21 protein-coding genes and 1 riboswitch are annotated in these 26235 nt (G+C 71.6%); of the genes, 7 read left to right on the top strand and 14 right to left on the bottom strand.

The window, feature by feature from the left end:
- Positions 1–45: 45 nt before the first annotated feature.
- From OG892_RS30615 to OG892_RS30600, 4 genes are all read left to right on the top strand, one after another.
- The gene (locus OG892_RS30615) at positions 46–342 is read left to right on the top strand and encodes a HypC/HybG/HupF family hydrogenase formation chaperone (protein ID WP_327339380.1); all 297 of its coding nucleotides are present in this window, start codon (positions 46–48) and stop codon (positions 340–342) included.
- Positions 339–1442, top strand: coding sequence for a hydrogenase formation protein HypD (gene hypD / locus OG892_RS30610; protein ID WP_371630766.1), 1104 nt, complete (start codon positions 339–341; stop codon positions 1440–1442). The genes OG892_RS30615 and hypD overlap by 4 nt, the downstream gene beginning before the upstream one ends.
- Positions 1443–1450: 8 nt before the next feature.
- The gene (hypE, locus tag OG892_RS30605) at positions 1451–2560 is read left to right on the top strand and encodes a hydrogenase expression/formation protein HypE (RefSeq protein WP_371631720.1); all 1110 of its coding nucleotides are present in this window, start codon (positions 1451–1453) and stop codon (positions 2558–2560) included.
- A gap of 62 nt (positions 2561–2622) precedes the next feature.
- The gene (locus OG892_RS30600) at positions 2623–3339 is read left to right on the top strand and encodes a DUF6390 family protein (RefSeq protein ID WP_328865190.1); all 717 of its coding nucleotides are present in this window, start codon (positions 2623–2625) and stop codon (positions 3337–3339) included.
- A gap of 49 nt (positions 3340–3388) precedes the next feature.
- Here OG892_RS30600 and OG892_RS30595 read toward each other — a convergent pair whose 3' ends face one another.
- The 5 genes from OG892_RS30595 to OG892_RS30575 form a co-directional block, all read right to left on the bottom strand.
- Positions 3389–4828: a LamG domain-containing protein gene (locus OG892_RS30595; RefSeq protein ID WP_371630765.1), complete on the bottom strand. Its 1440-nt coding sequence runs from the start codon at positions 4826–4828 to the stop codon at positions 3389–3391.
- Positions 4829–5089: 261 nt separating this feature from the next.
- Positions 5090–5740, bottom strand: coding sequence for a thymidine kinase (locus OG892_RS30590; RefSeq protein ID WP_328865192.1), 651 nt, complete (start codon positions 5738–5740; stop codon positions 5090–5092).
- 50 nt (positions 5741–5790) lie between these two features.
- Positions 5791–6978 carry an alkaline phosphatase family protein gene (locus OG892_RS30585; RefSeq protein WP_073737686.1) on the bottom strand — a complete coding sequence of 396 codons (1188 nt, stop codon included), beginning with the start codon at positions 6976–6978 and terminating at the stop codon, positions 5791–5793.
- Positions 6978–7574 (bottom strand): DUF5998 family protein, encoded by a 597-nt coding sequence (locus OG892_RS30580; RefSeq protein WP_024490532.1) that lies wholly within the window; start codon positions 7572–7574, stop codon positions 6978–6980. Before OG892_RS30580 ends, OG892_RS30585 begins: the two co-directional genes overlap by 1 nt.
- Positions 7575–7665: 91 nt before the next feature.
- Positions 7666–10608: a GNAT family N-acetyltransferase gene (locus OG892_RS30575; protein ID WP_371630764.1), complete on the bottom strand. Its 2943-nt coding sequence runs from the start codon at positions 10606–10608 to the stop codon at positions 7666–7668.
- A gap of 172 nt (positions 10609–10780) precedes the next feature.
- Here OG892_RS30575 and OG892_RS30570 point away from each other — a divergent pair, with 172 nt between their 5' ends.
- Positions 10781–11062: an HPr family phosphocarrier protein gene (locus OG892_RS30570; RefSeq protein WP_073737688.1), complete on the top strand. Its 282-nt coding sequence runs from the start codon at positions 10781–10783 to the stop codon at positions 11060–11062.
- Positions 11063–11267: 205 nt separating this feature from the next.
- Here the strand turns inward: OG892_RS30570 and OG892_RS30565 are convergent, their stop codons facing one another.
- From OG892_RS30565 to OG892_RS30550, 4 genes are all read right to left on the bottom strand, one after another.
- Positions 11268–11978: a GntR family transcriptional regulator gene (locus tag OG892_RS30565; RefSeq protein WP_328865194.1), complete on the bottom strand. Its 711-nt coding sequence runs from the start codon at positions 11976–11978 to the stop codon at positions 11268–11270.
- A 221-nt stretch (positions 11979–12199) separates the two neighbouring features.
- Positions 12200–13000: a M23 family metallopeptidase gene (locus tag OG892_RS30560; RefSeq protein WP_371630763.1), complete on the bottom strand. Its 801-nt coding sequence runs from the start codon at positions 12998–13000 to the stop codon at positions 12200–12202.
- Between the two features lie 12 nt (positions 13001–13012).
- Positions 13013–13180: riboswitch (cyclic di-AMP (ydaO/yuaA leader) on the bottom strand.
- Between the two features lie 211 nt (positions 13181–13391).
- Positions 13392–14774 (bottom strand): pitrilysin family protein, encoded by a 1383-nt coding sequence (locus OG892_RS30555; protein WP_073737691.1) that lies wholly within the window; start codon positions 14772–14774, stop codon positions 13392–13394.
- Positions 14775–14800: 26 nt separating this feature from the next.
- The gene (locus OG892_RS30550) at positions 14801–16177 is read right to left on the bottom strand and encodes a pitrilysin family protein (RefSeq protein WP_199884490.1); all 1377 of its coding nucleotides are present in this window, start codon (positions 16175–16177) and stop codon (positions 14801–14803) included.
- 325 nt (positions 16178–16502) lie between these two features.
- On the opposite strand from OG892_RS30550, the gene OG892_RS30545 reads away from it, so the two are divergent.
- Positions 16503–18953, top strand: coding sequence for a DNA topoisomerase (ATP-hydrolyzing) subunit A (locus OG892_RS30545; protein ID WP_371630762.1), 2451 nt, complete (start codon positions 16503–16505; stop codon positions 18951–18953).
- An 11-nt stretch (positions 18954–18964) separates the two neighbouring features.
- Here the strand turns inward: OG892_RS30545 and OG892_RS30540 are convergent, their stop codons facing one another.
- Both OG892_RS30540 and OG892_RS30535 read right to left on the bottom strand, forming a co-directional pair.
- A complete protein-coding gene (locus OG892_RS30540; protein WP_371630761.1) occupies positions 18965–20065 on the bottom strand; it encodes a GTP-binding protein in 1101 nt (366 codons plus the stop codon).
- 19 nt (positions 20066–20084) lie between these two features.
- A complete protein-coding gene (locus tag OG892_RS30535; protein WP_073737695.1) occupies positions 20085–21245 on the bottom strand; it encodes a citrate synthase/methylcitrate synthase in 1161 nt (386 codons plus the stop codon).
- A gap of 112 nt (positions 21246–21357) precedes the next feature.
- Here OG892_RS30535 and OG892_RS30530 point away from each other — a divergent pair, with 112 nt between their 5' ends.
- Positions 21358–22728 carry a citrate synthase gene (locus OG892_RS30530; RefSeq protein WP_328865198.1) on the top strand — a complete coding sequence of 457 codons (1371 nt, stop codon included), beginning with the start codon at positions 21358–21360 and terminating at the stop codon, positions 22726–22728.
- 29 nt (positions 22729–22757) lie between these two features.
- Here the strand turns inward: OG892_RS30530 and OG892_RS30525 are convergent, their stop codons facing one another.
- From OG892_RS30525 to OG892_RS30515, 3 genes are all read right to left on the bottom strand, one after another.
- Positions 22758–23777: a LacI family DNA-binding transcriptional regulator gene (locus OG892_RS30525; protein WP_073737696.1), complete on the bottom strand. Its 1020-nt coding sequence runs from the start codon at positions 23775–23777 to the stop codon at positions 22758–22760.
- A 406-nt stretch (positions 23778–24183) separates the two neighbouring features.
- Positions 24184–25776, bottom strand: a complete 1593-nt coding sequence (locus tag OG892_RS30520; protein WP_073737697.1) for a cation acetate symporter — start codon at positions 25774–25776, stop codon at positions 24184–24186.
- Positions 25773–26216: a DUF485 domain-containing protein gene (locus OG892_RS30515; protein WP_328868343.1), complete on the bottom strand. Its 444-nt coding sequence runs from the start codon at positions 26214–26216 to the stop codon at positions 25773–25775. Before OG892_RS30515 ends, OG892_RS30520 begins: the two co-directional genes overlap by 4 nt.
- Between the last annotated feature and the right edge of the window lie 19 nt (positions 26217–26235).

The raw sequence follows: 26235 nt of genomic DNA, 5'->3' as shown, positions 1-26235 counted from the left end.
CCTCGCACCTCCCGTACCCCGAGGGATCCACAGAGAAGAGGAACCATGTGTCTGGCTGTTCCGGGGCGTGTCCTCAGTACCGCGGAAGTCGACGGCACCGTGATGGCGGAGGTCGACTTCGGCGGGGTCCGCAAGGAGGTGTGCCTCCAGTACATCCCCGATGTGACCGTCGGTGAATACGTCATCGTGCACGTCGGATTCGCCATTCAGCGCCTCGACGAGGCCTCCGCCCAGGACACCCTGGCCAACTTCGAACGCCTGGGCATCCTCGCCGAGGAGTTCGGGGACGGCTTCGAACTCGCGGCGCAGCAGCGCACATCACCCGAAGGAGCCGGCCGGTGAAGTACCTCGAAGAGTTCAGCGACCCCGATCTCGCGAAGAAGCTGGTCGACGAGATCCACGCGGCGACCACCCGCGAATGGGCGATGATGGAGGTCTGCGGCGGCCAGACCCACTCGATCATCCGGCACGGGATCGACCAGCTCCTGCCCGAGGGGGTGGAGATGATCCACGGCCCGGGGTGCCCCGTCTGCGTCACCCCGCTGGAGACCATCGACCGGGCGCTGTCGATCGCCGCCCGCCCCGGCGTCATCTTCTGCTCGTTCGGCGACATGCTGCGGGTGCCCGGCAGCAGCCAGGACCTGTTCTCCGTCAAGAGCGCCGGCGGTGACGTACGGGTGGTGTACTCCCCCCTCGACGCGCTGAAGCTGGCCCGCGAGAACCCGGACCGTGAGGTGGTCTTCTTCGGGATCGGGTTCGAGACCACCGCCCCCGCCAACGCCATGACGGTGTACCAGGCCAAGCAGCTCGGGGTGCGGAACTTCTCGTTGCTGGTGTCCCACGTCCTGGTGCCGCCCGCGATGGCCGCGATCATGGAGTCCCCGAGCTGCCGGGTGCAGGCGTTCCTGGCCGCCGGTCATGTGTGCAGTGTGATGGGGACGGCCGAATACCCGCCGCTGGCAGAGAAGTACAAGGTGCCGATCGTGGTCACCGGCTTCGAGCCCCTGGACATCCTCGAAGGCATCCGCCGGACCGTCCTGCAGCTCGAATCGGGCCGCCACGAGGTGGAGAACGCCTACCCCAGAGCCGTGCGCGACGAGGGCAACGCGCCCGCCATGAAGATGCTCGCGGACGTCTTCGAGGTGACGGACCGGACCTGGCGCGGCATCGGGGCGATCCCCCGCAGCGGCTGGCGGCTCTCCGAGAAGTACCGCGAGTTCGACGCGGAGCAGCGGTTCGACGTGACGGGCATCCGGACCGCCGAGTCGTCGCTCTGCCGCTCGGGCGAGGTCCTCCAGGGCCTGATCAAGCCGCACCTGTGCGAGGCGTTCGGCAAGGAGTGCACGCCGCGCAACCCGCTCGGCGCGACCATGGTGTCCTCCGAGGGCGCCTGCGCCGCGTACTACACCCACCGCCGCCTGGAACTGGTCGATGCGAAGTGACTGACGCGATGCAGGACCTGACCGCGATGGTGAGCGGTGTACCCGGCGCGCTGCCGGTCCGGACCGGGCTGGACTTCGAGGGGTGGTCCTGCCCCGTACCGCTGCGGGACGTTCCGAACGTCGTGATGGGCCACGGTGGCGGCGGCGCGATGTCCGGCGAGCTGATCGAGCATCTGTTCCTGCCCGCGTACGGGGCGGCGGCGGCCGCCGATCTCGGTGACTCGGCCGTCCTGACGGTCGGCGGAGACACCCGGCTCGCCTTCTCGACGGACTCGTTCGTGGTGAAGCCGATGTTCTTCCCCGGCGGGTCCATCGGTGACCTGGCGGTGAACGGGACGGTGAACGACCTGGCGATGTCGGGTGCGACGCCGCTGTTCCTGTCGACCGCCTTCATCCTCGCGGAGGGCACGGAGCTGAGCGTCCTCGGCCGGATCGCGCAGGCCGTGGGCCGGGCGGCACAGGACGCCGGCGTACGCCTGGTCACCGGCGACACCAAGGTCGTGGAGCGCGCCAGCGGTGACGGCGTCTACCTCAACACCTCGGGGATCGGTGTGGTGCCGGCCGGTGTCGACATCAACCCGCGCCGGGCCCGCCCCGGCGACGCCGTGCTCGTCAGCGGCGACATCGGGGTGCACGGGGTGGCGGTGATGAGCTGCCGCGAGGGCCTGGAGTTCGGTACGACCGTCGAGAGCGACACCGCGGCGCTGCACGGACTGGTCGCCGCGATGCTCGCCACCGGCAGCGACGTCCATGTGCTCCGGGACCCGACGCGCGGGGGTGTCTCCGCTTCGCTGAACGAGATCGCCCGCGCCTCCGAGGTGGGCATCGAGCTGGTCGAGCGGCTGCTGCCGGTGCCGCCCACTGTGCGGGACGCGTGCAGTCTGCTCGGGCTCGACCCGCTCCAGGTGGCCAACGAGGGCAAGCTGATCGCCATCGTCCCGGCCGCGGACGCGGACCGGGTGCTGGCCGCGATGCGGGCCCACCCGTTGGGCCGGTCCGCTTGTGCGATCGGCAGCTGCGTACCGGATCACGCGGGGATGGTGGTCGCGCGGACGGGCCTGGGCGGGAGCCGGGTGATCGGGCTGCCGATCGGTGAACAGCTGCCGAGGATCTGCTGAGTGCGCGGCGAACGACTGCCGGGGACCGGCCGGGTGCGTAGCGACGGGCGAGGATCTGCTGAGTGAGTGCTGAGGGCGCGCTGTTGTTCGCGCGATACGCCTATCCGCCCAACGAGCTCGGCTACTGCGGCCCCGCCGACGCGGCGGCGCTGCTGCGCCGGGAGGAGACCGCCGGCATCGAGCGGCGGGCCCGGCAGTTCGAGGGGGCCTGGTGCTATCTGCAGTTCCTCGCGGAGACGGCCGGGCTCCCCGACCCGCTCGATGTGCGGGTGGTCGAGGCCTACTGGATCGGCAACGAGCTGCTGGAGCTGGCCGATCCGGCCGCCCTGGTCGAGCGGCTGACCGACCGTTTCCGCGGCCAGCTGGGCGGCACCTGGCGGGAGGCGGCGGGGCGGGCCCTGGCCCACCACAGCTTTCAGGTGTTCGAGGTGTATCCGTGGGCGCGGATGCTGCGGCCGGACGGGAATCCGACCGCGTTGTCCGTCCTGGACCGGTGCCGCATCCGGACGGGCGTGGTGCTCACGGGCGGCAGCGAGGTGGCGACCGTCCGGTCCCGTCCGCTGGTCTGGGACGGAACCGGAACGGCTGCCGGCGACTGGCAGGAGGAGACGGTGCGCCTCGCGGCCGGCGGGCGGACGCTGATCGACGGCGTCCGCCCCGGTGACCGGGTGGCGCTGCACTGGGACTGGGTGTGCGACGTGCTCACCGATGAACAGGCCCTGCGCATCGAGTCCTTCGAGGCGCGCACGTGTGGCGGGCTGGGCCTGCTCGTTCCGTAGGCCCAGCCCTGCACGTTCCGGAGGCGGCGGCCCCGGCTCCGGCTCCGGCTCAGAGCGAGTTGATCTCCTCGCCGGACAGCGCCCCGGCCCAGGTGCGCACCTCGTCGATGTCACCGTCGAGGTAGTGGGCCCCGACCCCGTCGGCGGCCGAGTCCCGGCCGGCCTGGAGGAACTGCACGGCCTCCCAGGCATCGGCCGCCGCGTACGGCGCGCTGTCGGCGAGGGTGCCGTCGATCCAGAGCTGGACGTCGCCGGCCTTCGCGTCGTACTGCAGCAGCAGGGTCTGGGTGCCGCCCGGCGCGGGGCCGCCGATCTGAGTCGTGGTGGCGTCCGGCTCGTCGGCGTGGGCGAGGAGGGCCTGCCAGGTCCGGTCGGCCGAGCGGTACCGGAGGGTGAAGGCGTCCGCCTGCCGGCCGAGCTGCGAGAGCACGGCCATGTCGCGGTCGGGAGTTCCGTGCAGCCGGACCTTCGCGGAGACGGCCCAGCTCCTGGACGTGTTGAGCGGCGGGATGTTGCTTTCGAGATAGTCGCCGTCGCCGTCCAGCGAGACGCTGCCGGTCCCGGCCAGCGCGTCATCGGTGGTGATGTGGGCGTCGCCGCCGAGCAGGAAGTCCGCACGGTGGTCCACTTCGGGAATGATCGTCAGCCCGTCGCAGCAGGTCTCGGCGCTCTCCATCGGCCAGTAGGCCCTGAGCCACGGCTTGCGGCGGCCGAGCTCGGCGAGTTCGGCCGGAGCGACGACGGAGTCCCACAGCCTGACGTCCGCGAGGCTGCCCTGCCACCTCTTCGACCGGTCGTCTCCGTCCCGCCCCATCACGAAGTTCCAGAGGATGGTGTCCTCGGGCACGGCCGCGTCCGCCGTGGCCACTTGGGCGCCGTCCACGTAGAGCCGCGCTTTGCCGGTGGCGGGGTCGTAGGCCCCGGCGAGGTAGGCCCACTCGCCCGCCTGCGGGGTGCCGCCGGTGACCCGGCTCTCGCCGTCGGCCGAGGGCAGCGTGAAGCTCCAGACGGGATTCCCGGCTGCGTCGGTGGTCGTGCCGAGGGAGAAGTTGGAGGTGCTCGTGATGCCGGACTGGGTGATGGCGATCATGTCCCGGCCCGTCTCCTCGGGGAGCACCCATACTCCGGCGGTGAAGGCGTGGGTGGTGTCCACGGCCGCGCCTTGCGTGTTCACGTAACTGAAATCGCCCCCGTCGAAGTACGCGGCGCCCGGCATGTTGCCGTCCGGCCCCTGGTCCCCGAACCGGACGCCGGGGCCGGGCAGGCCCGCATACGACCCCGCCCAGGCGGCGGCCCGCTCGGAGCGGTTGCGGTCGTCGAGCCGCCAGGCGGCCACGGGCGGGGTCTGGGCCGCGACCGCGGCCGGAGCACCGGTCGGCTGCCGGGACGCCAGGTGGTTGTCGGCGGCCGACGCCGAGGGTGTCGCGGTGACGGCTGCCGACAGCAGTGCGGCGGCCAGAGCGGTGCGAACCGCGAATCGGACGTGCAAGGTCCCTCCCAGTGTGTGATGAGGGTGGGCAGAGCTCTCCCCGACACACATCAGCCGCCCCGGCACCGGCCCGGCCACCCCCCCGTACAATCCGCGACTCTAGAACAGGAGTTCGGCACCACGGGAGATGCGGAGAGTCGGTTTCCGGCCATCGAGTTCCGGAACCGTTGCGCCCCGGATCACCCCGGTAGCCGAGCACGGCGAAACCGGCCGAAATTCGGCCATCAGTGCCCATCGCCTCCCGGGAAGGCGCCCTCGGTGTCAGGCGGACGAGACCGGCAGGACGTCGGGCGAGAGCGCGCCCGCCCGAGCGGACGCGGCGGTCACCCGGCGCGAGTGGTGGCGGCGGCAGAGGACCTCGTAACCGACCTCGCCCGCCTGGCGGTTCACATCACCGACCACGACCTGAGCACCCTCGACGACCATCTCGCCCTCTATCGTCCGGGCGTTGTGCGTCGCACGGGCCCCGCACCAGCACAGGGCCTCGACCTGAAGCTGCTCGACCCGGTCAGCCAGCTCGATCAGCCGCTGCGAACCGGGGAACAGCTTCGTACGGAAGTCCGTGGTGATCCCGAAGGCGAAGACGTCCATCTCCAGGTCGTCCACGACGCGGGCCAGCTGATCGATCTGGTCCGGGGCCAGGAACTGCGCCTCGTCCACGATCGTGTAGTCGACCCTGGCGCCCTTGGAGAGCCTGGCCACCACGTACGCGTACAGGTCCATCCCCTCGTCCGCCTCGACCGCGTCCGTCACCAGACCCAGCCGGGAGGAGAGTTTGCCCTCCCCCGCCCGGTCGTCCCGGGTGAAGATCACGCCCTGGAGGCCCCGCGCCGAACGGTTGTGCCCGATCTGGAGTGCGAGTGTGCTCTTCCCGCAGTCCATGGTTCCGGAGAAGAAAACCAGCTCGGGCATGAGAGGTCGAGCACCTTTCGGGACGGGCAGGAGGGGTACGGGGACCTGGGCTAGGAGCGTACTTCGAGGAGCGGGACGAGCTGCTCGACGGGGGTCATCGAGCCGTGCATGCCCACCATCGCGGACTCGTGGGGCTCGTTGTCGGTGGCGGTGATCACCACGTCGTCGTGGGCCGCCGCGACCACGTCACCGATCCGGCCGAGGACGCGTTCGTCGACGCGGGGGCCGAACCAGCCCGCCGCGATGGCCTCATCCCGGCTCGCCACCCAGAACTGCTCGCCGAGCACCTCGCGCCAGACGGCCAGCACATCGGCCTCCGCGCCCGGGACGGCGTACACATGGCGGGCGCGGCCCTCGCCACCGAGCAGCGCGACGCCCGCGCGCAGTTCCCAGTCCTCGTCGAAGTCGATCCGGGACTGCTCGTCGAACGGGATGTCGATCATGCCGTGGTCGGCGGTGATGTACAGCGCCGAGCGCGGCGGGAGCTGCTCCGCCAGCCGCCTGGCCAGTCCGTCGACGTGCATCAGCTGGCCGCGCCAGGCGTCGGAGTCGACGCCGAAGCGGTGCCCCATGCCGTCGACCTCGCTGTAGTAGGTGTAGACGAGCGAACGGTCACCGGCGGCCAGCCGCTCGGCCGCGACGTCCATCCGGTCCTCGCCGGTCAGCCGCCCGAGGAACGAGCCGCCGCTGAGCGCGACCTTGGTGAGCGGGGTCTGTTCGAAGGCGGGCGCGGAGACCTGGGCGGTGCGCACTCCGGCCGCGTCGGCGAGGGTGAAGACGGTGGGGTGCGGCTGCCAGACCTTCGGCTCCGACCAGGGCCGCCAGCGCAGTTGGTTCATCAGCGCGCCGGTCGCCGGATTGCGCACGGTGTACCCGGTGAGGCCGTGCTCGCCCGGGGGCAGGCCGGTACCGACCGAGGCCAGCGAGGTCGCGGTGGTCGCCGGGAAGCCGGCCGTGATCGGGCGGCCCGTGCCGCCGCGCGAGGTGGGCAGCAGCGAGTGCAGGAAGGGCGCCTCGTCGGGATGGGACCGGATCTGCTCCCAGCCGAGTCCGTCGATCAGGAAGACGCAGTTGCGGTCGGCGGGCGTGAGCTCCGCGATCGCGGGCGTGAAACCCGCCACCCCCTGACCCGCGACGAGCGTGGGCAGCAGATCGGCCAGCGAACCGCTGCCGTACTCGGGCACGGGGGCGGTGTCGATGCCCAGTGGTACCGGGTCCTGCCAGGCCGGCTGGGCCATCAGCGGTCGGCCGCGGCGGTCGCGGCCGTGGCCTCGGAGAGCGCCTGGGCGAAGGCGAGGGTCTGGCGCACGGTGTCGGGGCCGTCGCCGGCCTCGCTGACCCGCAGGCTCAGGTCGTCGGCGGTGGAGCTGCCGGTGTAGCCGTGGTCCGCCTCGCAGTTGGGGTCACCGCAGGCGGCGGGCTCCAGGTCGATCCGGGAGACCGCGCCCCAGCCGATGGTCAGGACGACCTCGCGGGGCAGCGTGCCGGGCACGTACTTCTCCGGGTTGGCCACCACGCGGCTCACCACGACGGAGGAGATCCGGTCGAGCTTGACCGACTCGGTGGAGGTGGTGGCGTAGGGCGTCGGGGAGCTGGTGTCGGCGTTCTGCTCGTCGGTGTGGCTGACGACGAAACGGTTATCCGTCAGCACCAGGACGGTGACGTGCCGGCGCACCTCGTTGGAGTCGAAGGTGGTCTCCTGGTGCACCAGGTACGAAGCGACCGGCTCACCGCCCACGGCGGCCTCCACCGCCTCGGCCACGAGGGCCGGGTAGTAGCCACTGCGCTCGATCGCCGCGCGCAGCCCCTGGGTCGTCGTACCGGTCTTAGCCATACGGACCATCCTACGGGGGGCTGATGGCTGCCGGGGACGTCCTGCCCGCCCCGTGCCGGACGGAGTCCGGGGGCGGTGCGGGCCCCGCGGGTCAGTAGTTGGAGAGCCGGCGGGGGCCGAGGTCGGTACGGGCCGGGGGCGGTGACAGCCGGACGCTCGCTCCGAGGACCGTCAGCCCCTGGGTGGCGACCACCACGGGTTCCAGGGCCACGGCGACCACCTCGGGGTGGTCGTCGACCAGCAGCGAGACCCTGAGCAGGAGTTCTTCCAGCGCCGCGGTGTCCACGGGCGCCGAGCCGCGCCAGCCGAAGAGGACCGGGGCGGCCCGGATCGAGCGGATCAGCTCGGCGGCGTCCCGGTCGGTGGCCGGAACCAGCCGGTGGGCGGTGTCACCGAGCAGCTCGGACGGCGCGCCCGCCAGGCCGAAGGAGAGGACGGCGCCCGCGGCCGGGTCGATCGTCGCCCGTACGACGGTGTCGACACCGCGCGGCGCCATGGCCTGCACCACGGGCCTCAGCTCGGCGGGCTTGCCCAGCAGCTCTGTCAGCTCGCCGTAGGCACGGCGCACGGCGGACTCGGTGGCGAGGTCCAGCCGGACACCGCCGAGGTCGGCGCGGTGGCGCAGATGGGGTGCGGTGGTCTTCAGCGCGACCGGGTAGCCGAGCCGCCCGGCGGCGGCGACGGCCGCCTCCGCGTCGGGGGCCGGCAGCGTCGGCCGGACGGCGATGCCGTAGCAGGCCAGCAGCTCGCGGGCCTCGTCGGGCGACAGGGGCCTGCCGCGCGGATCGGGGTCCTTGCCGAGAGCCGCGTCGATACGGGCTGCCGCGCCCGGCTCGTCGATGGTGTCGTCGAGGAACTCGGGCACCTTGCCGGGAACCGCCGCCTGGCGCCGCCACTGGGCGTACTTCACTGCTTCGGAGAGCGCCCGGACGGCGCGCTCCGCGGCCGGGTAGGCGGGGATCCGGCCGACGGCGCGGGCCCCTCCGGATTCGGCCGCCTCGGGCGCGGCGTCCGTGTCGCCGGGGGGCGCGGGCGTCACCGGAGGCGTCGTTGGGGCAGGAGGCGTCGTTGGGGCGGGAGGCGCCGTTGTGGCGGGCGTGGCCGGGGTGCGGCCCGGCGCCGGGCCGGACGGCTGCGCCTGGGCCGGGCGCTGCTGGGCCACCGTGCTGGTGGCCGCCGCCAGGGCCTCCGCGAGGCCGCCGATCTCCACGTGGACGACGGCCACCGGCTTGGCCGGACCCGCGGCGGCCGCCGTGTGCAGGGCGGTGGCCAGCACCTCGCCGTCACCCTGCTCCGCCTCTCCGTCCTCGCCCACCCAGGGGATCGCCGTCACGATCACCGCGTCGCAGCCCTCGTCGGCCAGCGCCTCGGCCAGCGCGTCCCGGAAGTCCTGCGGGGTTGCGGCGGTGGTGAGGTCGCGCGGCGGACGCGGGCGCAGCCCCTCGGCCAGGCAGGCGTCGTACGTGAGCAGCCCGAGGGACTCGGAGTTGCCGAGGATCGCGACGCGGCCGCCCGCCGGGAGCGGCTGGTCCGCGAGGAGCAGGCCCGCGTCGACCATCTCGGTCACCGTGTCGACGCGGATCACGCCCGCCTGCCGCATCAGCGCGGAGACGGTGGCGTCCGGGATCCGGCTGATGGGCACGGCGTGGCCCGGCGGGGTGGAGCCGCTGTGCCGGGCGCCCTTGACCACGACCACCGGCTTCACGGCTGCGGTACGCCGGGCGAGGCGGGTGAACTTACGGGGGTTGCCGAGCGATTCGAGGTACAGCAGGGCGACGTCGGTGTCCGGGTCCTCGTACCAGTACTGGAGGAAGTCGTTGCCGGAGATGTCGGCGCGGTTTCCGGCCGAGATAAAGGTGGAGAGCCCCGCGCCGCGCCGGTAGAGCCCGGAGAGCAGGGCGATGCCGATCGCGCCGGACTGGGTGAACAGGCCGATGCGCCCGGAGGCGGGCCGCTCCGGGGCGAGTGAGGCGTTCAGCCGGACCGCCTCGGAGTTGTTGATGATGCCGAAGGCGTTCGGGCCGATGATGCGCATGCCGTACGAGCGGGCCTGGCGCACCAGTTCGCGCTGCCGCTCGCGGCCCTCGGCGCCCCACTCGGCGTATCCGGCGGAGAGGACGACGAGGCCCTGGACGCCGTGCTCCCCGCAGTCGGCGACGGCCTCGGGCACCCGCTCGGCGGGGACGGCGACGACGGCGAGGTCGACCGGTTCACCGATCTCGCCGAGGGAGCGGTGGGCGGGCACCCCGTCGATGGTGTCCTGGTCCGCGTCCAGGGCGCTGTTCACCGCGTAGGTGCGGCCGGTGAAGCCCGCGCCCAGGAGGTTGCGCAGGACGGTGCGGCCGACCCCGCCCGGGTTGCGCCCCGTGCCGATGACGGCGACGGAGCCGGGTGCGAGCAGCCGCTGCACGGACCGCGCCTCTGCCCGCTGCTCGCGGGCGCGCTGGACGGCGAGCGACTCGGCGGTCGGTTCGAGGTCCAGGGTGAGGTGGACGGAGCCGTCCTCGAAGCTGCGCTGCTGGGTGTATCCGGCGTCCCGGAACACCTTGATCATCTTGTTGTTGGCGGGGAGCACCTCGGCGGCGAAGCGCCGGATGCCGCGCTCGCGGGCGACGGCCGCGATGTGTTCGAGCAGCGTGGAGGCGACGCCGCGGCCCTGGTGCGCGTCCTGGACGAGGAAGGCGACCTCGGCCTCGTCCGCCGGGGCGGAGGCGGGCCTGCCCGTGGCGTCGATGCGGTCATAGCGGACGGTGGCGATGAACTCGCCGCCCACCGTGACGGCGAGTCCCACCCGGTCGACGTAGTCGTGATGGGTGAAGCGGTGGACGTCCTTGGCGGAGAGCCGGGGGTAGGGAGCGAAGAAGCGGTAGTACTTCGACTCGTCGGAGACCTGCTCGTAGAAGCTGACCAGCCGTTCGGCATCGTCCGTGGTGATCGGCCTGATCCGGGCGGTGCCGCCGTCGCGGAGCACCACGTCCGCCTCCCAGTGGCCGGGGTAGGCGTGATGCGGACTCTGCTCCACAGAGGGCTCCATGGGCAAAGCCTACGGCTCTGCCAGCGGTCGCGTGGGGGTCGGGGCCGGGGCAGTCTTGGGGTGGCCGGCCGACGGCGGAAGCGGTCCGCGGACGGGCCGCGGGTCGGCCGGAGCATCGCGCACTGCATGAGAGACTGGTCTAGACAACCATTGATTCGTGAAGGGCAGAACCATGGCTGAGCGCCGCGTCAACGTCGGTTGGGCCGAGGGCCTGCACGCCCGCCCCGCATCCATCTTCGTCCGTGCCGCCACGGCCTCCGGCGTCCCCGTGACCATCGCCAAGGCCGACGGCAACCCGGTGAACGCCGCGTCCATGCTCGCGGTGCTCGGGCTCGGCGCCCAGGGCGGCGAGGAGATCATCCTCGCGTCCGAGGCCGACAACGCAGAGGCCGCTCTGGACCGTCTGTCCAAGCTGGTCGCCGAGGGGCTCGACGAGCTCCCGGAGACCGTCTGATCCAGCGGTCACGACCGCCTGGAATTCCTGCGCAGGAGCCGCGGCACCCCCGACCGGGAGCCGCGGCTTTTGCGTTCGCACGAGAATGCCGCCCGACCCATATGGTCCGGCCGCGGAAATGATTCAGGACGGCGAGCAGAACAACAAAATGGGCCGGCCCTGGAATGCCTCGACGAATAGCTGCTTCTTGTATACGGCGTAATTGTTAATGACGGCCGCCCTGGGTGTTTACGGCATGTTGCGAAGTCCTCACCCGGGCGGCCCGGGGTACGGCCGGCGCAGCAGGGCGGCCGGGGCGGCGCAGCCGGTGCGCGCCGGTGGCCCGCTCGGCGTGCTGGGCGGCGAGCACCCTCGCCCGTTCCGCGTCACCGCGTGCCACGGCGTCCACGATGGCCCCGTACTCGGCCCAGGAATCGGCGGGACGGGCCGGCGGGTCGACCGCGTACATCCAGGCGATCTTGTGCCGGAGCTGGGTGAGCAGTGCGATCAGGCCGGGGCTGCCGGAGGCCTGGGCGAGGGTCTCGTGGAACCAGCCGCCCAGTGAGCGCAGATCCTCGCCCTCGCCCCGGCGGGCCCGCTCCTGGCCCAGCCTGACCAGGCCGCGCAACACCTTGAGATGGGCGTCGGTGCGGCGCTGGGCGGCACGGGCCGCACCGAGCGGCTCCAGCAGCATCCGGACCTCGAGCAGGTCGGCCGCCTCCTGCTCGTCGGGCTCGGCGACGCAGGCCCCGGCATGCCTGCGGGTGACCACGAAACCCTCGGACTCCAGGGTGCGCAGCGCTTCACGCACCGGGACGCGGGAAACCCCGTAACGGCGTGCGAGCACCTCCTCGGTGAGTCGGCTGCCGCGTTCGAAGACACCGGAGACGATGTCGTCACGGATTGCCGTGCATACCGAATGCGCCGGAATGCGCATGTCCGAACCTCCGCCTTAATCCCCGCGAAACGCGGCCGATCGACGCCTGTCCTGTGACTCTATTGCAATGCGGACGCATTTCCGATGCCGGGCGTAAATTCATGAATATCTTTTGGTCGCGGACGGGTTCGGGAAGGGGGGCCGCACCACGGCCCGGCGGCCGGGTACGACTGAAGGCCCCGGCGCATCGCCGGGGCCTTCGGTGAGGTGCTTCGCGTCGGTCAGACGGTGACGCCGTGCGCGCGCAGATACGCGACCGGGTCCATGTCGGAGCCGTACGACGGGGTGGTGCGGGCCTCGAAGTGGAGGTGCGGTCCGGTGGCGTTGCCGGTGGCGCCGGAGAGGCCGATCCGCTGCCCCTGGCCGACGCTCTGGCCGACGGAGACGCCGATCGAGGAGAGGTGGCCGTACTGGGTGTACGTGCCGTCCGTCATCCGGAGCACGATGTTGTTGCCGTACGCGCCGCCCCAGCCGGCCTCGACGACCGTACCGGCGCCGACGGCGACGACGGAACTGCCGGACGCCGCGTGGAAGTCGATGCCGGAGTGGCTGCCGGAGGACCACAGGGAGCCGCTGGACTTGTAGCCGGTGCTCACGTAGGAACCCGCGACGGGCAGCTGGAAGGTGCCGAGCCGGGCGCGCTCGGCGGAGCGGGCGGCGCGCGCCTCGCTCTCGCGGGCCTCCTTGGCCTTGGCGGCGGCCTTGGCCTTCTTGGCCTTCGCCTCGGCCTTCTTCTTCGCGTCGGCTTCGGCCTTGGCCTTCGCCTTGGCGACGGCGTCGGCCTGGTGCCGCTGTGCGTCCGCCTGGGCGTCGATCCGGTCGGCCAGGTCGCCCTCGATGGTGATGATCTGGGAGAGACCGGTATCGGCGGCGGGGGCCTCGGTGTCCGCGGCGAGCGCCGGGGAGGCCAGCGAGCCGATGACGCCGGTGGTCGCCAGGGTCGCGATGCCGACGGCCTTCGCGCCTCGGCGCGTCAGACGGCTCGGGGCACGGTGCTTCCCCGTGGCACGGGTGAACGCCATGAAGTGGCTGGTCCTTTCCTTCCTTCTCGCCTACCGGGTTAGCTGACGGGTTCGGAGCAGGAAGGTCTCCTACGGAGTCCCGAACCTCGTCGAGGCATGGGCATCCGATTCACCCCAGGGACTGCGTGGGTCCCCGGCTCCCCGGGCTCGCGCCTGACGGGGACTCGGCGATGGCTGCCCGGTACGTCGCGGATGCGGCATACGAGTGACGGACAGCCGGGCCGACGCTAAGCGGGGGCACTTCCCCGCACCAAACGGACAGGCGGTTTTGTAGCGCATCCCACAGGGCAGACAGGCAACCTCTCCACCAAAGCGGACAAAAAGGGAGGCCCTGGCGGCAGACGACCCGCCAGGGCCTCGCTCCCGCCCCGCTGTCGGGGGCGGTGGCAGGTCAGCCGGTGACGACCGAGACCTCTCCGATGCCGAGAGCCGTGACGGGCTCCTTGATCTGTGCGGCGTCCCCGACGAGGACCGTGACCAGCCGGTCCTCCGGGAAGGCGTTGACCACGGCCGCCGTCGCCTCCACCGTGCCGGTCTCGGCGAGGCGCGCGTACAGCTGCGCCTGGTAGTCGTCCGCGAGGTGCTGCTCGACCTGGTCCGCGAGGGTGCCCGCGACGGAGGCGGCCGTCTCGAACTTCAGCGGTGCCACGCCCACGAGGTTCTGCACGGCCGTCTCGCGCTCGGCGTCCGTCAGGCCCTCCGCGGCCAGGGTCCGCAGCACCTTCCACAGGTCTTCCAGCGCCGGGCCGGTGGACTCGGTGTCAACCGATCCGCTGATGGCGAGCATCGCGGCGCCGGTCGCCCCCGAGGCGGAGTCCGGGGCCGAGGAGCGCAGCACCTGGGCGAAGGCGCGTACGCCGTAGGTGTAGCCCTTCTCCTCACGCAGCACCCGGTCGAGCCGGGAGGTCAGCGTGCCGCCCAGGCAGTACGTGCCGAGTACCTGGGCCGGCCAGACGCTGTCGTGCCGGTCGGCGCCGATCCGGCCGATCAGCAGCTGGGTCTGCACCGCTCCGGGGCGGTCCACGATGACCACGCGGCCGGTGTCGTCGGCGGTGATCGGCGGGACCGGACGGGACGCGGCGGTGTTGCCCGACCAGTCGCCCAGGGTGTCGGAGAGCAGGGCGTCCAGGTCGATGCCGGTGAGGTCACCGACGACCACGGCGGTCGCGGTGGACGGGCGGACGTGGGCGTCGTAGAAGGCGCGCACGGCCGCGGAGTCGATCCGCTCGACGGTCTTCTCGGTGCCCTGGCGCGGGCGCGACATACGGGCCGTGGCCGGGAAGAGCTCCTTGGAGAGCTGCTTGGCCGCGCGCCGGGCCGGGTTCGCCTGCTCGTGCGGGATCTCGTCGAGCCGGTTGTTCACCAGCCGCTCGATCTCACTGTCGGCGAAGGCCGGGGCCCGCAGGGCCTCCGCGACCAGGCCGAGCGCCTTGGCCAGCCGGGAGGCGGGCACCTCCAGGGAGACCCGGACACCGGGGTGGTCGGCGTGGGCGTCCAGGGTGGCGCCGCACCGCTCCAGCTCGGCGGCGAACTCCTCCGCGCTGTGCTTGTCGGTGCCCTCCGAAAGGGCGCGCGACATGATCGTGGCCACCCCGTCCAGACCCTCGGGTTCGGCGTCGAGCGGGGCTTCGAGGAAGACCTCTACGGCGACGACCTGCTGGCCGGGACGGTGGCAGCGCAGCACCGTGAGGCCGTTGGGCAGGGCACCGCGCTCGGGCGCGGGGAAGGCCCAGGGCCTGGCCGTGCCGGGGGCGGGCTGCGGGTGGTACTCCATCGAAACTCCAGTCACGGCAGCGTCGCTCACTTGTCCGCCCCTTCGTGCGCGTCGGTGTCGTCGGCGGCGTCGGTCTCCGCCTCGTCTGCGGGCTCCGCGGACTCGACCGGCTCGTAGACCAGCACCGCCCGGTTGTCGGGCCGCAGCTGGGCCCTGGCGGCCGCCCGGACCTCCTCCGCGGTGACGTCGAGCACCCGGTGCACCGCGCTCAGGGCGAGCTGCGGGTCACCGAACAGCACGGCGAACCGGCACAGTTCGTCGGCGCGGCCCGCGACCGTACCGAGCCGGTCCAGCCACTCGCGCTCCAACTGGGCCTGGGCGCGCTCCATCTCCTCCGGCGAGGGGCCCTCCTCGGCGAACCGGGCGAGCTCCTCGTCGACCGCGGCCTCGATCTGCGCCACCTCGACGCCGCCGGACGTCTTGACGTCCAGCCAGCCGAGCGAGGGCGCGCCGGCCAGCCGCAGCAGCCCGAATCCGGCCGCGACGGCCGTCCGGTCACGACGGACCAGCCGGTTGTGCAGCCGGGACGACTCGCCGCCGCCCAGCACGGTCAGCGCGAGATCCGCGGCGTCGCACTCCCGGGTGCCGTCGTGCGGCAGCCGGTAGGCGGCCATCAGCGCACGCGCCGGGACCTCCTCGTGGACCTCCTCGCGCAGCTCACCGCCGATCACCTCGGGCAGCGAGCCGTCCCTCGGCGGCTGCTTGCCGTCGTGCGACGGGATGGTGCCGAAGTACTTCTCGATCCAGGCGAGCGTCTGCTCGGGGTCGATGTCACCGACGACCGAGAGCACCGCGTTGTTGGGCGCGTAGTTCGTACGGAAGAAGGACCGCGCGTCATCGAGGGTCGCCGCGTCCAGGTCCGCCATGGACCCGATCGGGGTGTGGTGGTACGGGTGGCCCTCCGGGTACGCGAGGGCGGTCAGCCGCTCGAACGCGGTGCCGTACGGGACGTTGTCGTACCGCTGCCGGCGCTCGTTCTTGACGACGTCCCGCTGGTTCTCCATGGACTCCTCGTCGAGCGCGGCGAGCAGCGAGCCCATCCGGTCGGCCTCGAGCCACAGGGCGAGCTCCAGCTGGTGCGTGGGCATCGTCTCGAAGTAGTTGGTCCGCTCGAAACTGGTGGTGCCGTTGAGCGAGCCGCCGGCGCCCTGCACCAGCTCGAAGTGGCCGTTCCCCTTGACCTGGCCGGAGCCCTGGAACATCAGGTGCTCGAAAAGGTGAGCCAGGCCGGTGCGTCCCTTGACCTCGTGGCGCGAGCCGACGTCGTACCAGAGGCACACCGCGGCGACCGGGGTCAGATGGTCCTCGGAGAGCACCACGCGCAGGCCGTTGGCCAGACGGTGCTCGGTCGCTGTCAAGCCGCCGGAGCCGGCCTGGGCTGTGGCCGTGTGACCCATGGGCATGTACGTCCCTTCGATCGCGATACTGGATGTGATGCGAGACCTGCCACTGTAAGCAAGCGCACCGACACCTGGCGAAGTTCCCGTGCCGCGCACGTCATGCGCAAGTCATGCGGAAGTTCTGCGGAAGTCGGCGGCAAAGAGGGTCCCGGCCCCATCGGGACGGGCCGAGAACCCCCTCGGAGCGGGTGCGGAACCCCCCTCGGAACGGGTCGAGAACCGCCTTTGGGACGGGTCGAGGTCGGAGTTGTCGGTGCGGCGGTCCACAATGGTCCGCGTCAGAACCTGAGGTTGCCCGAACAGAATCCGTGAAGGAGTCGCAGCCGCGATGGCCCGCCGCAGCACGAAGACCCCGCCGCCGGACGACTTCGAGGAGAAGATCCTCGACATCGACGTCGTCGACGAAATGCAGGGCTCCTTCCTCGAGTACGCGTATTCGGTGATCTACTCACGGGCCCTGCCGGACGCCCGTGACGGCTTGAAGCCGGTGCACCGCCGCATCGTGTACCAGATGAACGAGATGGGCCTGCGCCCGGACCGCGGCTACGTGAAGTGCGCCCGCGTCGTCGGCGAGGTCATGGGTAAGTTGCACCCGCACGGTGACGCGTCGATCTACGACGCGCTGGTGCGGATGGCACAGCCGTTCTCCATGCGGCTCCCCCTTGTCGACGGACACGGAAACTTCGGCTCGCTCGGCAACGACGACCCGCCGGCCGCGATGCGGTACACCGAGTGCCGGATGGCCGACGCGACGTCGTTGATGACGGAGTCGATCGACGAGGACACCGTCGCTTTCCAGTCGAACTACGACGGCCAGGAGCAGGAGCCGGTCGTCCTGCCGGCCGCCTATCCCAACCTCCTGGTCAACGGCACGACCGGGATCGCGGTCGGCATGGCGACCAATATGCCGCCGCACAACCTGGGCGAGGTCATCGCCGCCGCCCGCCACCTGATCAAGCATCCGGGCGCGGACCTGGACACCCTGATGCGGTTCGTCCCCGGTCCCGACCTGCCGACCGGTGGCCGGATCGTGGGCCTCGGAGGCATCAAGGACGCGTACGCGAAGGGGCGCGGCTCGTTCAAGATCCGGGCCACCGTCGCCGTGGAGAGCGTCACGGCACGTCGCAAGGGTCTGGTCGTCACCGAACTGCCCTTCAGCGTCGGTCCTGAGAAGGTGATCGCCAAGATCAAGGACCTGGTCTCGGCGAAGAAGCTCCAGGGCATCGCGGACGTCAAGGACCTCACCGACCGCGCGCACGGACTGCGCCTGGTCATCGAGGTGAAGAACGGCTTCGTGCCGGAGGCCGTGCTGGAGCAGCTCTACAAGCTGACGCCGATGGAGGAGTCCTTCGGCATCAACAACGTGGCGCTGGTCGACGGACAGCCGCTCACCCTGGGCCTCAAGGAGCTCCTGGAGGTCTACCTCGACCACCGCTTCGACGTGGTGCGCCGGCGCAGCGAGTTCCGCCGGACCAAGCGCCGCAACCGGCTTCACCTGGTCGAGGGCCTCCTCGTCGCGCTGATCGACATCGACGAGGTCATCCGGCTCATCCGGTCCAGTGACAATTCGGCGCAGGCCAAGGACCGGCTCATCGAGCGCTTCTCGTTGAGCGAGGTCCAGACGCAGTACATCCTGGACACCCCGCTGCGCCGGCTCACCCGGTTCGACCGGGTCGAGCTGGAGAGCGAGCGGGACCGGCTCAACGCCGAGATCGAAGAGCTGACCGCGATCCTCGAATCGGACCCCGAGCTGCGCAAGCTCGTCTCCACGGAACTGGCCGCGGTCGCCAAGAAGTTCGGCACCGACCGGCGTACGGTGCTGCTGGAGTCGGCCGGTTCGCAGATCGCGGCGGTTCCGCTGGAGGTCGCGGACGACCCGTGCCGGGTGCTGCTTTCCTCGACCGGTCTGCTGGCCCGTACGGCCAACGGCGACCCGATCGTCTTCGGCGAGGACGCCAAGCGCGCCAAGCACGATGTGATCGTGTCGTCCGTACCGGCCACTGCACGGGGCGATATCGGCGTGGTGACCTCGACGGGGCGGCTGATGCGGCTCGCCGTGATCGATCTGCCGCAGCTGCCGGACACCCACGCGGCGCCCAACCTCTCGGGCGGAGCGATGGTCGCGGAGTTCCTCACTCTGGAGGCGGACGAGGAGGTCGTGTGCCTCACCACCCTCGACGAGTCCTCGCCGGGGCTGGCGATCGGAACCCTGCAGGGCGTCGTGAAGCGTGTGGTGCCCGACTATCCGGCCAACAAGGAGGAGTTGGAGGTCATCTCCCTCAAGGACGGTGACCGGATCGTCGGCGCGGTGGAACTGCGCACCGGCGAGGAGGACCTGGTCTTCATCACCTCGGACGCGCAGTTGCTGCGTTACCCGGCGGCGCAGGTGCGCCCGCAGGGGCGTCCGGCCGGCGGTATGGCGGGCGTGAAGCTCACGGAGGGCGCGGAGGTGCTCTCGTTCGCCGCGGTGGATCCGGCCTCGGACGCCGTGGTGTTCACGGTGGCCGGTTCGCACGGCACGCTGGACGACTCGGTGCTGACCTGCAAGCTCACCCCGTTCGACCAGTACCCGCGCAAGGGCCGGGCCACCGGCGGGGTGCGCTGTCAGCGGTTCCTGAAGGGCGAGGACGTGCTCACGTTCGCCTGGGCGGGCCCGACACCCGCCCGCGCCGCGCAGAAGAACGGCACACCGGCCACGCTGCCCGAGCCCGACCCGCGCCGCGACGGTTCCGGGACGCCTCTGGAGTCCCCGGTCGCGGTGATCGCCGGCCCGGTGTAGCCGGCCCGGCCCTACGCGTCGTCGCCGGGCCCGCGCACGTACCGCAGGACGCCCCACATGGATCGCTCGTGTGCGGCGTCCTGCGCCATGTCGGGCGTCGGCCCGTCCGGTGCGCGACAGTCCTCCAGCGCCTTGCGCAGGGCCGGTACGTCGATGCCGGAGCCGATCAGCACGAGCCGGGTCAGCCGGGGCCCGCCACGTGCCCAGGGCTGCGGGGCGAACCGCAGGAACCTGCCGACGGAGTGCAGCGCGTAGACGTTGCCGGGGTCTCCCGCGCCGAAGTCGACGTACCCCTTGATCCGGTAGAGCCCTTCCGGCCGGGAGTCCAGGAAGGCCATCAGCCGACGGGGGCTCATGGGCACGTCGGAGGTGAAGTCGAGACTCTCGTACGCCACGTGCAGATGGTCCCCGTGCTCCTCCCCCGTATCCGGCGCCCGCTCCTCCAGGTACAGGTCCTCGAAGCTCAGCTGACGTGCCTTCTCCTCGCTGTCGGGCCGCAGCGCGGGATCGAAGAGCAGCTCGGGATCGACGCGTCCGTAGCAGGCGGGGACAACGGCCGCCGTGCTGCCGGTGGCCGCGACGGCCTCCCGGACGCGCAGTTGGTCGGCCTCCCCGGCCCGGTCGGTCTTGTTCAGTACGACGAGGTCCGCCACCGCGAGATGGCGGTCGATCTCCGGGTAGCGCTCCCGGGTGGCGGCGAACTCGGCGGCGTCGACCACCTCGACCAGTCCCCCGTAGACGATGTGCGGGTTGTCGCTGGCGAGCAGCATCCGTACGAGTTCCTGGGGTTCGGCGAGCCCGCTCGCCTCGATGACGATCACATCGAGGCGGGCGGCGGGCCGGGTCAGGGTCTCCAGATAGGTGTCGAGCTCGCTCACGTCGACCGCGCAGCACAGGCAGCCGCCGCCGAGCGAGACGGTCGAGCCGACCTGTCCGGACACGGTCATGGCGTCGATCTCGATGGACCCGAAGTCGTTGACGATCACGCCGATCCGGTTTCCGGCGCGGTGGCGCAGCAGGTGGTTGAGCAGCGTCGTCTTGCCGGATCCCAGGAATCCGGCGAGGACGATGACCGGGATCTGCCGGCTGCGGGGCGGTGACGACGGGTTCAACGGGGCCCTTCCGGGGACGTCAGGCGGCCGGGACCGGCTGCGGCGGAGGCGGGCCGACGTAGCGGGCCGCCGGGCGGATGATCTTGGAGTCCTCCGCCTGCTCCAGGATATTGGCGCTCCAGCCGACCACCCGCGCGGAGCAGAACGTCGGCGTGAACATCTCGCGCGGCAGCCCGCACAGCTCCATGACCACTCCGGCGTAGAACTCCACGTTGGTGTGCAGTTCGCGCCCCGGCTTGAGCTCGGCGAGGATCGCCTCGACCTGCCGTTCCACCTCGACGGCGAAGTCGACGAGCGGTCCGCCGAAGCTCTGGGCGATGGAACGCAGCATGCGGGAGCGGGGGTCCTCCGTGCGGTAGACCGGGTGTCCGAAGCCCATGATCCGGTCGCCGGCGAGCACCCGCTCGCGGATCCAGCCGTCGATGCGGTCGGGGGTCCCGATCGCGTCCAGGGTGTCCAGGGCGCGGCTCGGCGCACCGCCGTGCAGCGGTCCGGAGAGCGCGCCGACGGCCGCCACCAGGCAGGCGGCGATGTCCGCGCCGGTGGAGGCGACGACCCGGCCGGTGAAGGTCGAGGCGTTGAAACCGTGGTCGACGGTGGAGATCAGATACTGCTCGACGGCCCTGACCCGGGCGGCGTCCGGCACGGAACCGGTGAGCATGTAGAGGTAGTTGGCCGCGTAGGGCAGGTCGTCGCGGGGTTCCACCGGTTCGAGTCCCTGGCCGAGCCGGTGCAGGGCGGTGAGCACGGTGGGGACCGCGGCGCAGGCGGTCAGCGCGTCGGCGCGGCGCCGGTCCGCGTCGATGTCGTACACCGGGCGGAAGCCCGCCGACGCCCCGAGCAGCGAGAGCGCCGTGCGCAGCCCCGCGAGCGGGCCGGAGACGGCGCCGGCGCGGGCTATGGCGGGCAGGGCGTCCCGCACCTCGGCGGGCAGCCGGCGCAGCGCGGCGGTACGGGTGGCGAAGTCGGCGCGGGCGGCCGGACCCGGCAGCTCGCCCTCGGTCATCAGGTACCAGACGTCCTCGAAGCTGCGGGTCTGCGCCAGCTCGATCGCCGAGTACTGCCGGTAGTGGTAGAAGCCCTCGCGCCCCCGGACATCGCCGAGGGCCGTGTCCGTGACGACGACACCCGCGAGACCTCGGGGGACGTCGAGCGGGGCCGAGCCGGTCATGGTCGTCATTGCTTCCTCCAGGAGCATTCCGGTGCTGCGAGTCTTGACATTGATTCGACTGTCCATGCTTGACTTGAGATCTGTCAATGTTGATTGAATCAATATGGATACGGTGAGCACCATGACGGATCAAGCGGGCGCGGGCGACGGTTCGGGGCGCACGGCGCACCGGCTCACCACCCGGGAGACGGCCGAGCGCCTGGGCGTGAAGCCCGAGACGGTGTACGCGTACGTGAGCCGGGGCCAGCTGAGCAGCAACCGCGCGCCCGGCGGGCGGGGCAGTACGTTCGACGCGGCGGAGGTCGACGCCCTGGCGCGGCGGACGGGACGCAGGGAGCCCGCCTCCCCGGCCGGCGAGCTGTCGTTCCGGACCGGCATCACGCTCATCGAGGGCGACCGCTACTGCTTCCGCGGCGTGGACGCCACGGAGCTGGCCCGGCGTCACACCTACGAGGAGATCGCCGAGTGGCTCTGGACCGGTGAGCTGCGGACGGGCGCGCACTTCACCGCACCCCGCGAGGCGCTGGCCGCGGCGCGCCGGACGGTCGGCGCACTGCCGGCGCACTGCGGTTCGACGGACCGGCTGCGGGTCGCGGTCGTCGCCGCGGCCACCGCCGATCCGCTGCGTTTCGACCTGTCTCGCGAGGCGGTGCTGGGGAGCGCGCGGAGCCTGATCCCGACGCTGGTGGGCGCGCTGCCGATGGTGGGCGCGGACAGGGTCGCGGATGCGGACGCTTCCGGGGATCCGGCGGGGGACGCGAATGGGGACGGCGGTGCGAACCAGGGCACGGGCCGGGGCACGGTCGCGCCCACCGATTCCGGACTCGCGCGTCAACTGTGGCCGAAACTCACCGAACACCCCGCCGACGAGGCGTCACTCGACGTGCTGGACACCGCCCTCGGGCTGCTGATCGACCACGATCTGGCCGCTTCCACCCTGGCGGCCCGGGTCGCCGCCTCGGCCAGGGCCCATCCGTACGCGGTGGTCTCGGCGGGGCTCGGAGTTCTGGAGGGGCCACTGCACGGCGCGGCCAGCGGACTGGCGCACCGGATGCTGGCCGAGGCGCTGGAACGGGGCGGGGCGGCCCCGGTGGTCGCGGACCATCTCCGCACCGGCCGCCGGGTGCCGGGGCTGGGCCACCGGCTCTACACCGGCGAGGACCCACGGGCCACCGCACTGTTCGCCCTGCTCGCGGACATCCCGCGAGCGGCGCCGGCGCTGGCCGCGGCCCGCGACGTGGTCACCACGACCGCGCGCCACACCCCGTTGCACGCGAATGTCGATATGGCGCTCGCGGTGCTGTCCGTCTCCTCCGGCATGGCCACGGAGGCGGGCGAGACCGTGTTCGCGATCTCCCGTACGGCGGGGTGGATCGCGCACGCCCTGGAGGAGTACGGGGAGCGCCCGCTGCGGATGCGCCCCATCGGCCAGTACATCGGGCAGCGGCCGCCCCGGCCGCTGCCCGATGCCACAGGGTCACCTTCGCAATAGACCGTCCACGAGGCGCAAATTCACGACGATCAGCGGGAAGCGTTGCGCGGGGGCTGGGCAGTGGAGCCGCGCACCACCAGTTCGGGCTCGAAGAGGAGCTCGTCGGACGGCACAGCACGTCCTCCGATCTGCACGGAGAGCAGCTCGACGGCGGCCCGCCCCATGGCCTCGATCGGCTGCCGGACCGTGGTCAGCGGCGGCTCCGTGCAGTTCATGAACGCCGAGTCGTCGTACCCGACGACGGAGACGTCGGCGGGCACGGAAAGGCCGCGGCGGCGCGCCGCGCGCACCGCTCCCAGGGCCAGCACGTCACTGGCGCAGATGAACCCCGTGACCCCTTCGTCCAGCAGCCGCATGGCGGCCGCCTGCCCGCCCTCCAGCGAGTACATCGCCCTGGCGACCCACTTGTCCGGCATGGTCGTGCCGGCCTCCTCCGCGAGCACCCGGGCGGCGGCCAGCTTGCGCTGCGAGGGCACGTGGTCCGAGGGGCCGAGCACCAGGCCGATGCGCTCGTGGCCGAGCGAGACGAGATGCCGCCAGGCCTGTTCGACGGCCACGGTGTCGTCGCAGGAGATGCCGGGGAAGTCGAGGTGGTCGATGGCCGCGTTGATGAGGACGACGGGGATCTTCCGGTCGGCCAGCACCTTGTAGTGGTCGTGCGGGGCGTCGGTCTGGGCGTAGAGGCCACCGGCGAAGACGACGCCCGAGACCTGCTGCTGGAGGAGCAGTTCGACGTATTCCGCCTCGGAGACACCGCCCTTGGTCTGGGTGCACAGGACGGGCGTGAGGCCCTGCTGGGCGAGTGCGCTCCCGACCACCTCGGCGAAGGCGGGGAAGATCGGATTCTGTAGCTCGGGCAGGACCAGGCCGACCAGCCGGGCCCGCTCGCCGCGCAGTTGGGTCGGCCGCTCGTAACCGAGCACGTCCAGCGCGGACAGGACGGCCTGCCGCGTGGCGTCGGAGACTCCTGGCTTGCCGTTGAGCACCCGGCTGACCGTGGCCTCGCTGACTCCAACCTTTTGTGCCACCTGAGCAAGTCGTCGCGTCATGTGTGCAAGATTAGCGCAAGAAGCGCAAGCGGATTGCGTGGAGCTGGAAACGAGTCAATTCTCGGAAAGCCCCGGAGGGCCCCGCAGCCTCTCCACGGTGAGCGCGCGGCTCGCCGGCCATCGGACCACCACGCCGGCTCGACGACCCAAGCGATGTTTCTCGCAGGTACAGCTCATCCGGGCCGACCATCGCCAACAGCGTCACCGTACCCGCCGCCAGTCTCTTTCCGGCACCCCTCACCGCACAACTCGACGACCGGGCGGGCGCCCCTCCACCGGCCGTCGCACAGCGCGCTGCCGCCCAGCCGGATCGGCCGGATCGTTGGTCCCACGGGCCACTCCCGGACGGGCGGATCCCCGATGTGGCCTGATCCAGACGAAAGGCCCCTGATCCAGACCAAAGACCTCAGACGGCGCCGGCTCCGGTCAGCGCACGGACCTCGGTCTCCGCGTGCTTGGCCGCGTCCGGCGGTTCCTTCGAGGTCACCGTACCGATCCAGCCGGCCAGGAATCCCAGCGGGATCGAGACCAGACCGGGGTTCTCCAGCGGGAAGAGCTGGAAGTCCACGCCGGGGAAGAGCGAGCTGGAGCTGCCCGATACGACCGGGGAGAGGACGACGAGCAGCACGGCGGGGATCAGACCTCCGTAGACCGACCAGACCGCACCGCGCGTGGTGAAGTTCCGCCAGAACAGCGAGTAGAGGAGCACGGGCAGATTCGCGGATGCCGCGACCGCGAAGGCCAGGCCCACCAGGAAGGCCACGTTCAGGTCCTGGGCGAGCAGGCCGAGTCCGATGGCGGCCACCCCGATCCCCGCCGCTGCGACCCGGGCCACGGCGACCTCGCTGCGCTGCTTGGAACCCGGGCGACGGAGCGAGGCGTAGAGGTCGTGGGCGACGGAGGCCGAGGAGGCCAGCGTGATTCCGGCGACGACGGCCAGGATCGTCGCGAAGGCCACGGCGGCCACGACGGCGAACAGAATCGTTCCCCCGGTGGATCCCTCGCCACCGCCGAGCACCAGGGCCAGCAGGGGAACAGCCGTGTTCCCGGCGGGATTCGAGGCCCGTACGTCCGCCGTGCCGACCAGTGCCGCCGCCCCGAATCCGAGCACGATCGTCATCAGGTAGAAGCTGCCGATGAGGCCGATGGACCAGACGACCGACCGGCGGGCCGCACGGGCGGTCGGCACGGTGTAGAACCGCGACAGGATGTGCGGCAGGCCGGCCGTGCCGAGCACCAGTGCCAGGCCGAGGCTGATGAAGTCGACGCGTGCCGTCCAGGTACCGCCGTACCGGAGGCCGGGCGAGAGGAACTTCTTGCCGTTGCCGCTGCGGTCGGCGGCGGAGTTGAGCAGCTCGTTGACATTGCCGTGGAAGTGCACCAGGACGAGCACGGTGAGCACGATCGTGCCCGCCATCAGCAGGACGGCCTTCACGATCTGGATCCAGGTGGTGGCGCGCATGCCGCCGAGCGACACGTAGATCACCATGAGCGCCCCGACGCCGATGACGGTCCAGGACCGGGCGGCACCGCTCGTGCCGCCGAGCAGCAGCGCCACCAGGCTGCCCGCGCCCACCATCTGCGCCACGAGGTAGAGCACGGAGACCGTGACGGAGGACGTCCCCGCCGCGATCCGGACCGGCCGCTCGGCCATCCGCGCCGCCACCACATCGGCCAGGGTGAACCGGCCGCAGTTACGGACGAGTTCCGCGACGAGCAGCAGCACGACGAGCCAGGCGACCAGGAAGCCGACCGAGTAGAGCATGCCGTCGTAGCCGAAGAGGGCGATCAGACCGGAGATGCCGAGGAAGGACGCGGCCGACATGTAGTCGCCCGCGATGGCGAAACCGTTCTCCATGGGCGAGAACAGCCGACCGCCGGCGTAGAACTCCTCCGCGGAACCGTGCCTGTTGCGGCTCACCCAGGTGGTGATGCCGAGTGTCACGGCGATGAAGACGCTGAACAGCAGGAGCGCCAGGGTCTGGTGATTGCCGCTCAACGCCCGGCCCCCCGCGTCATCTCCTGCGTCTCCCAGCGCAGATCGAGCGCGGCCCGGTCCCTGCGCAGCCGCGCGTGCCGCGCGTACGCACCGGTGAGCAGGAACGTCGTGAGGAACTGTCCGAGTCCCGCCACCATGGCGACGTTGACGGCACCGGCCACGGGTCTTGCCATCAGGCCGGGCGCGGTGACCGCCATGACCACGTAGGCGAGGTACCAGACGAGGAACGCGAGGGTGGCGGGGACGATGAAGCGCCGGTACCGGCGCCGCACCTCCTGGAAGGCTTCGCTGCGCTGCACCTCCAGATAGATGTCCGCCGCACTGTGGCCACGCTGCGGCACCACGGAATCAGCGGTCCCGGCGGGCGCGAAGCTTCCCGTACCGTCCAGTTCCCCCCAGCCGGAGGCGAGCGCGTCGTACCAAGGGTCGTCGAATCGCACCGCTGCGGACTCGCGCCCT

Source organism: Streptomyces sp. NBC_00341 (assembly GCF_041435055.1).
Taxonomy (GTDB): domain Bacteria; phylum Actinomycetota; class Actinomycetes; order Streptomycetales; family Streptomycetaceae; genus Streptomyces.
The sequence above is the reverse complement of the archived record's forward strand: the minus strand, read 5'-3'. Positions and strand labels throughout refer to the sequence as shown.

Excerpts from the sequence above, each read along its gene's own strand:
- OG892_RS30615 (WP_327339380.1), top strand. The coding sequence starts at position 46 with ATGTGTCTGGCTGTTCCGGGGCGTGTCCTCAGTACCGCGGAAGTCGAC.
- hypE (WP_371631720.1), top strand. The coding sequence starts at position 1,451 with ATGCAGGACCTGACCGCGATGGTGAGCGGTGTACCCGGCGCGCTGCCG.
- OG892_RS30590 (WP_328865192.1), bottom strand. The coding sequence starts at position 5,740 with ATGCCCGAGCTGGTTTTCTTCTCCGGAACCATGGACTGCGGGAAGAGC.
- OG892_RS30585 (WP_073737686.1), bottom strand. The coding sequence starts at position 6,978 with ATGGCCCAGCCGGCCTGGCAGGACCCGGTACCACTGGGCATCGACACC.
- OG892_RS30580 (WP_024490532.1), bottom strand. The coding sequence starts at position 7,574 with ATGGCTAAGACCGGTACGACGACCCAGGGGCTGCGCGCGGCGATCGAG.
- OG892_RS30575 (WP_371630764.1), bottom strand. The coding sequence starts at position 10,608 with ATGGAGCCCTCTGTGGAGCAGAGTCCGCATCACGCCTACCCCGGCCAC.
- OG892_RS30570 (WP_073737688.1), top strand. The coding sequence starts at position 10,781 with ATGGCTGAGCGCCGCGTCAACGTCGGTTGGGCCGAGGGCCTGCACGCC.
- OG892_RS30565 (WP_328865194.1), bottom strand. The coding sequence starts at position 11,978 with ATGCGCATTCCGGCGCATTCGGTATGCACGGCAATCCGTGACGACATC.
- OG892_RS30560 (WP_371630763.1), bottom strand. The coding sequence starts at position 13,000 with ATGGCGTTCACCCGTGCCACGGGGAAGCACCGTGCCCCGAGCCGTCTG.
- OG892_RS30555 (WP_073737691.1), bottom strand. The coding sequence starts at position 14,774 with ATGGAGTACCACCCGCAGCCCGCCCCCGGCACGGCCAGGCCCTGGGCC.
- OG892_RS30550 (WP_199884490.1), bottom strand. The coding sequence starts at position 16,177 with ATGCCCATGGGTCACACGGCCACAGCCCAGGCCGGCTCCGGCGGCTTG.
- OG892_RS30545 (WP_371630762.1), top strand. The coding sequence starts at position 16,503 with ATGGCCCGCCGCAGCACGAAGACCCCGCCGCCGGACGACTTCGAGGAG.
- OG892_RS30535 (WP_073737695.1), bottom strand. The coding sequence starts at position 21,245 with ATGACGACCATGACCGGCTCGGCCCCGCTCGACGTCCCCCGAGGTCTC.
- OG892_RS30530 (WP_328865198.1), top strand. The coding sequence starts at position 21,358 with ATGACGGATCAAGCGGGCGCGGGCGACGGTTCGGGGCGCACGGCGCAC.
- OG892_RS30525 (WP_073737696.1), bottom strand. The coding sequence starts at position 23,777 with ATGACGCGACGACTTGCTCAGGTGGCACAAAAGGTTGGAGTCAGCGAG.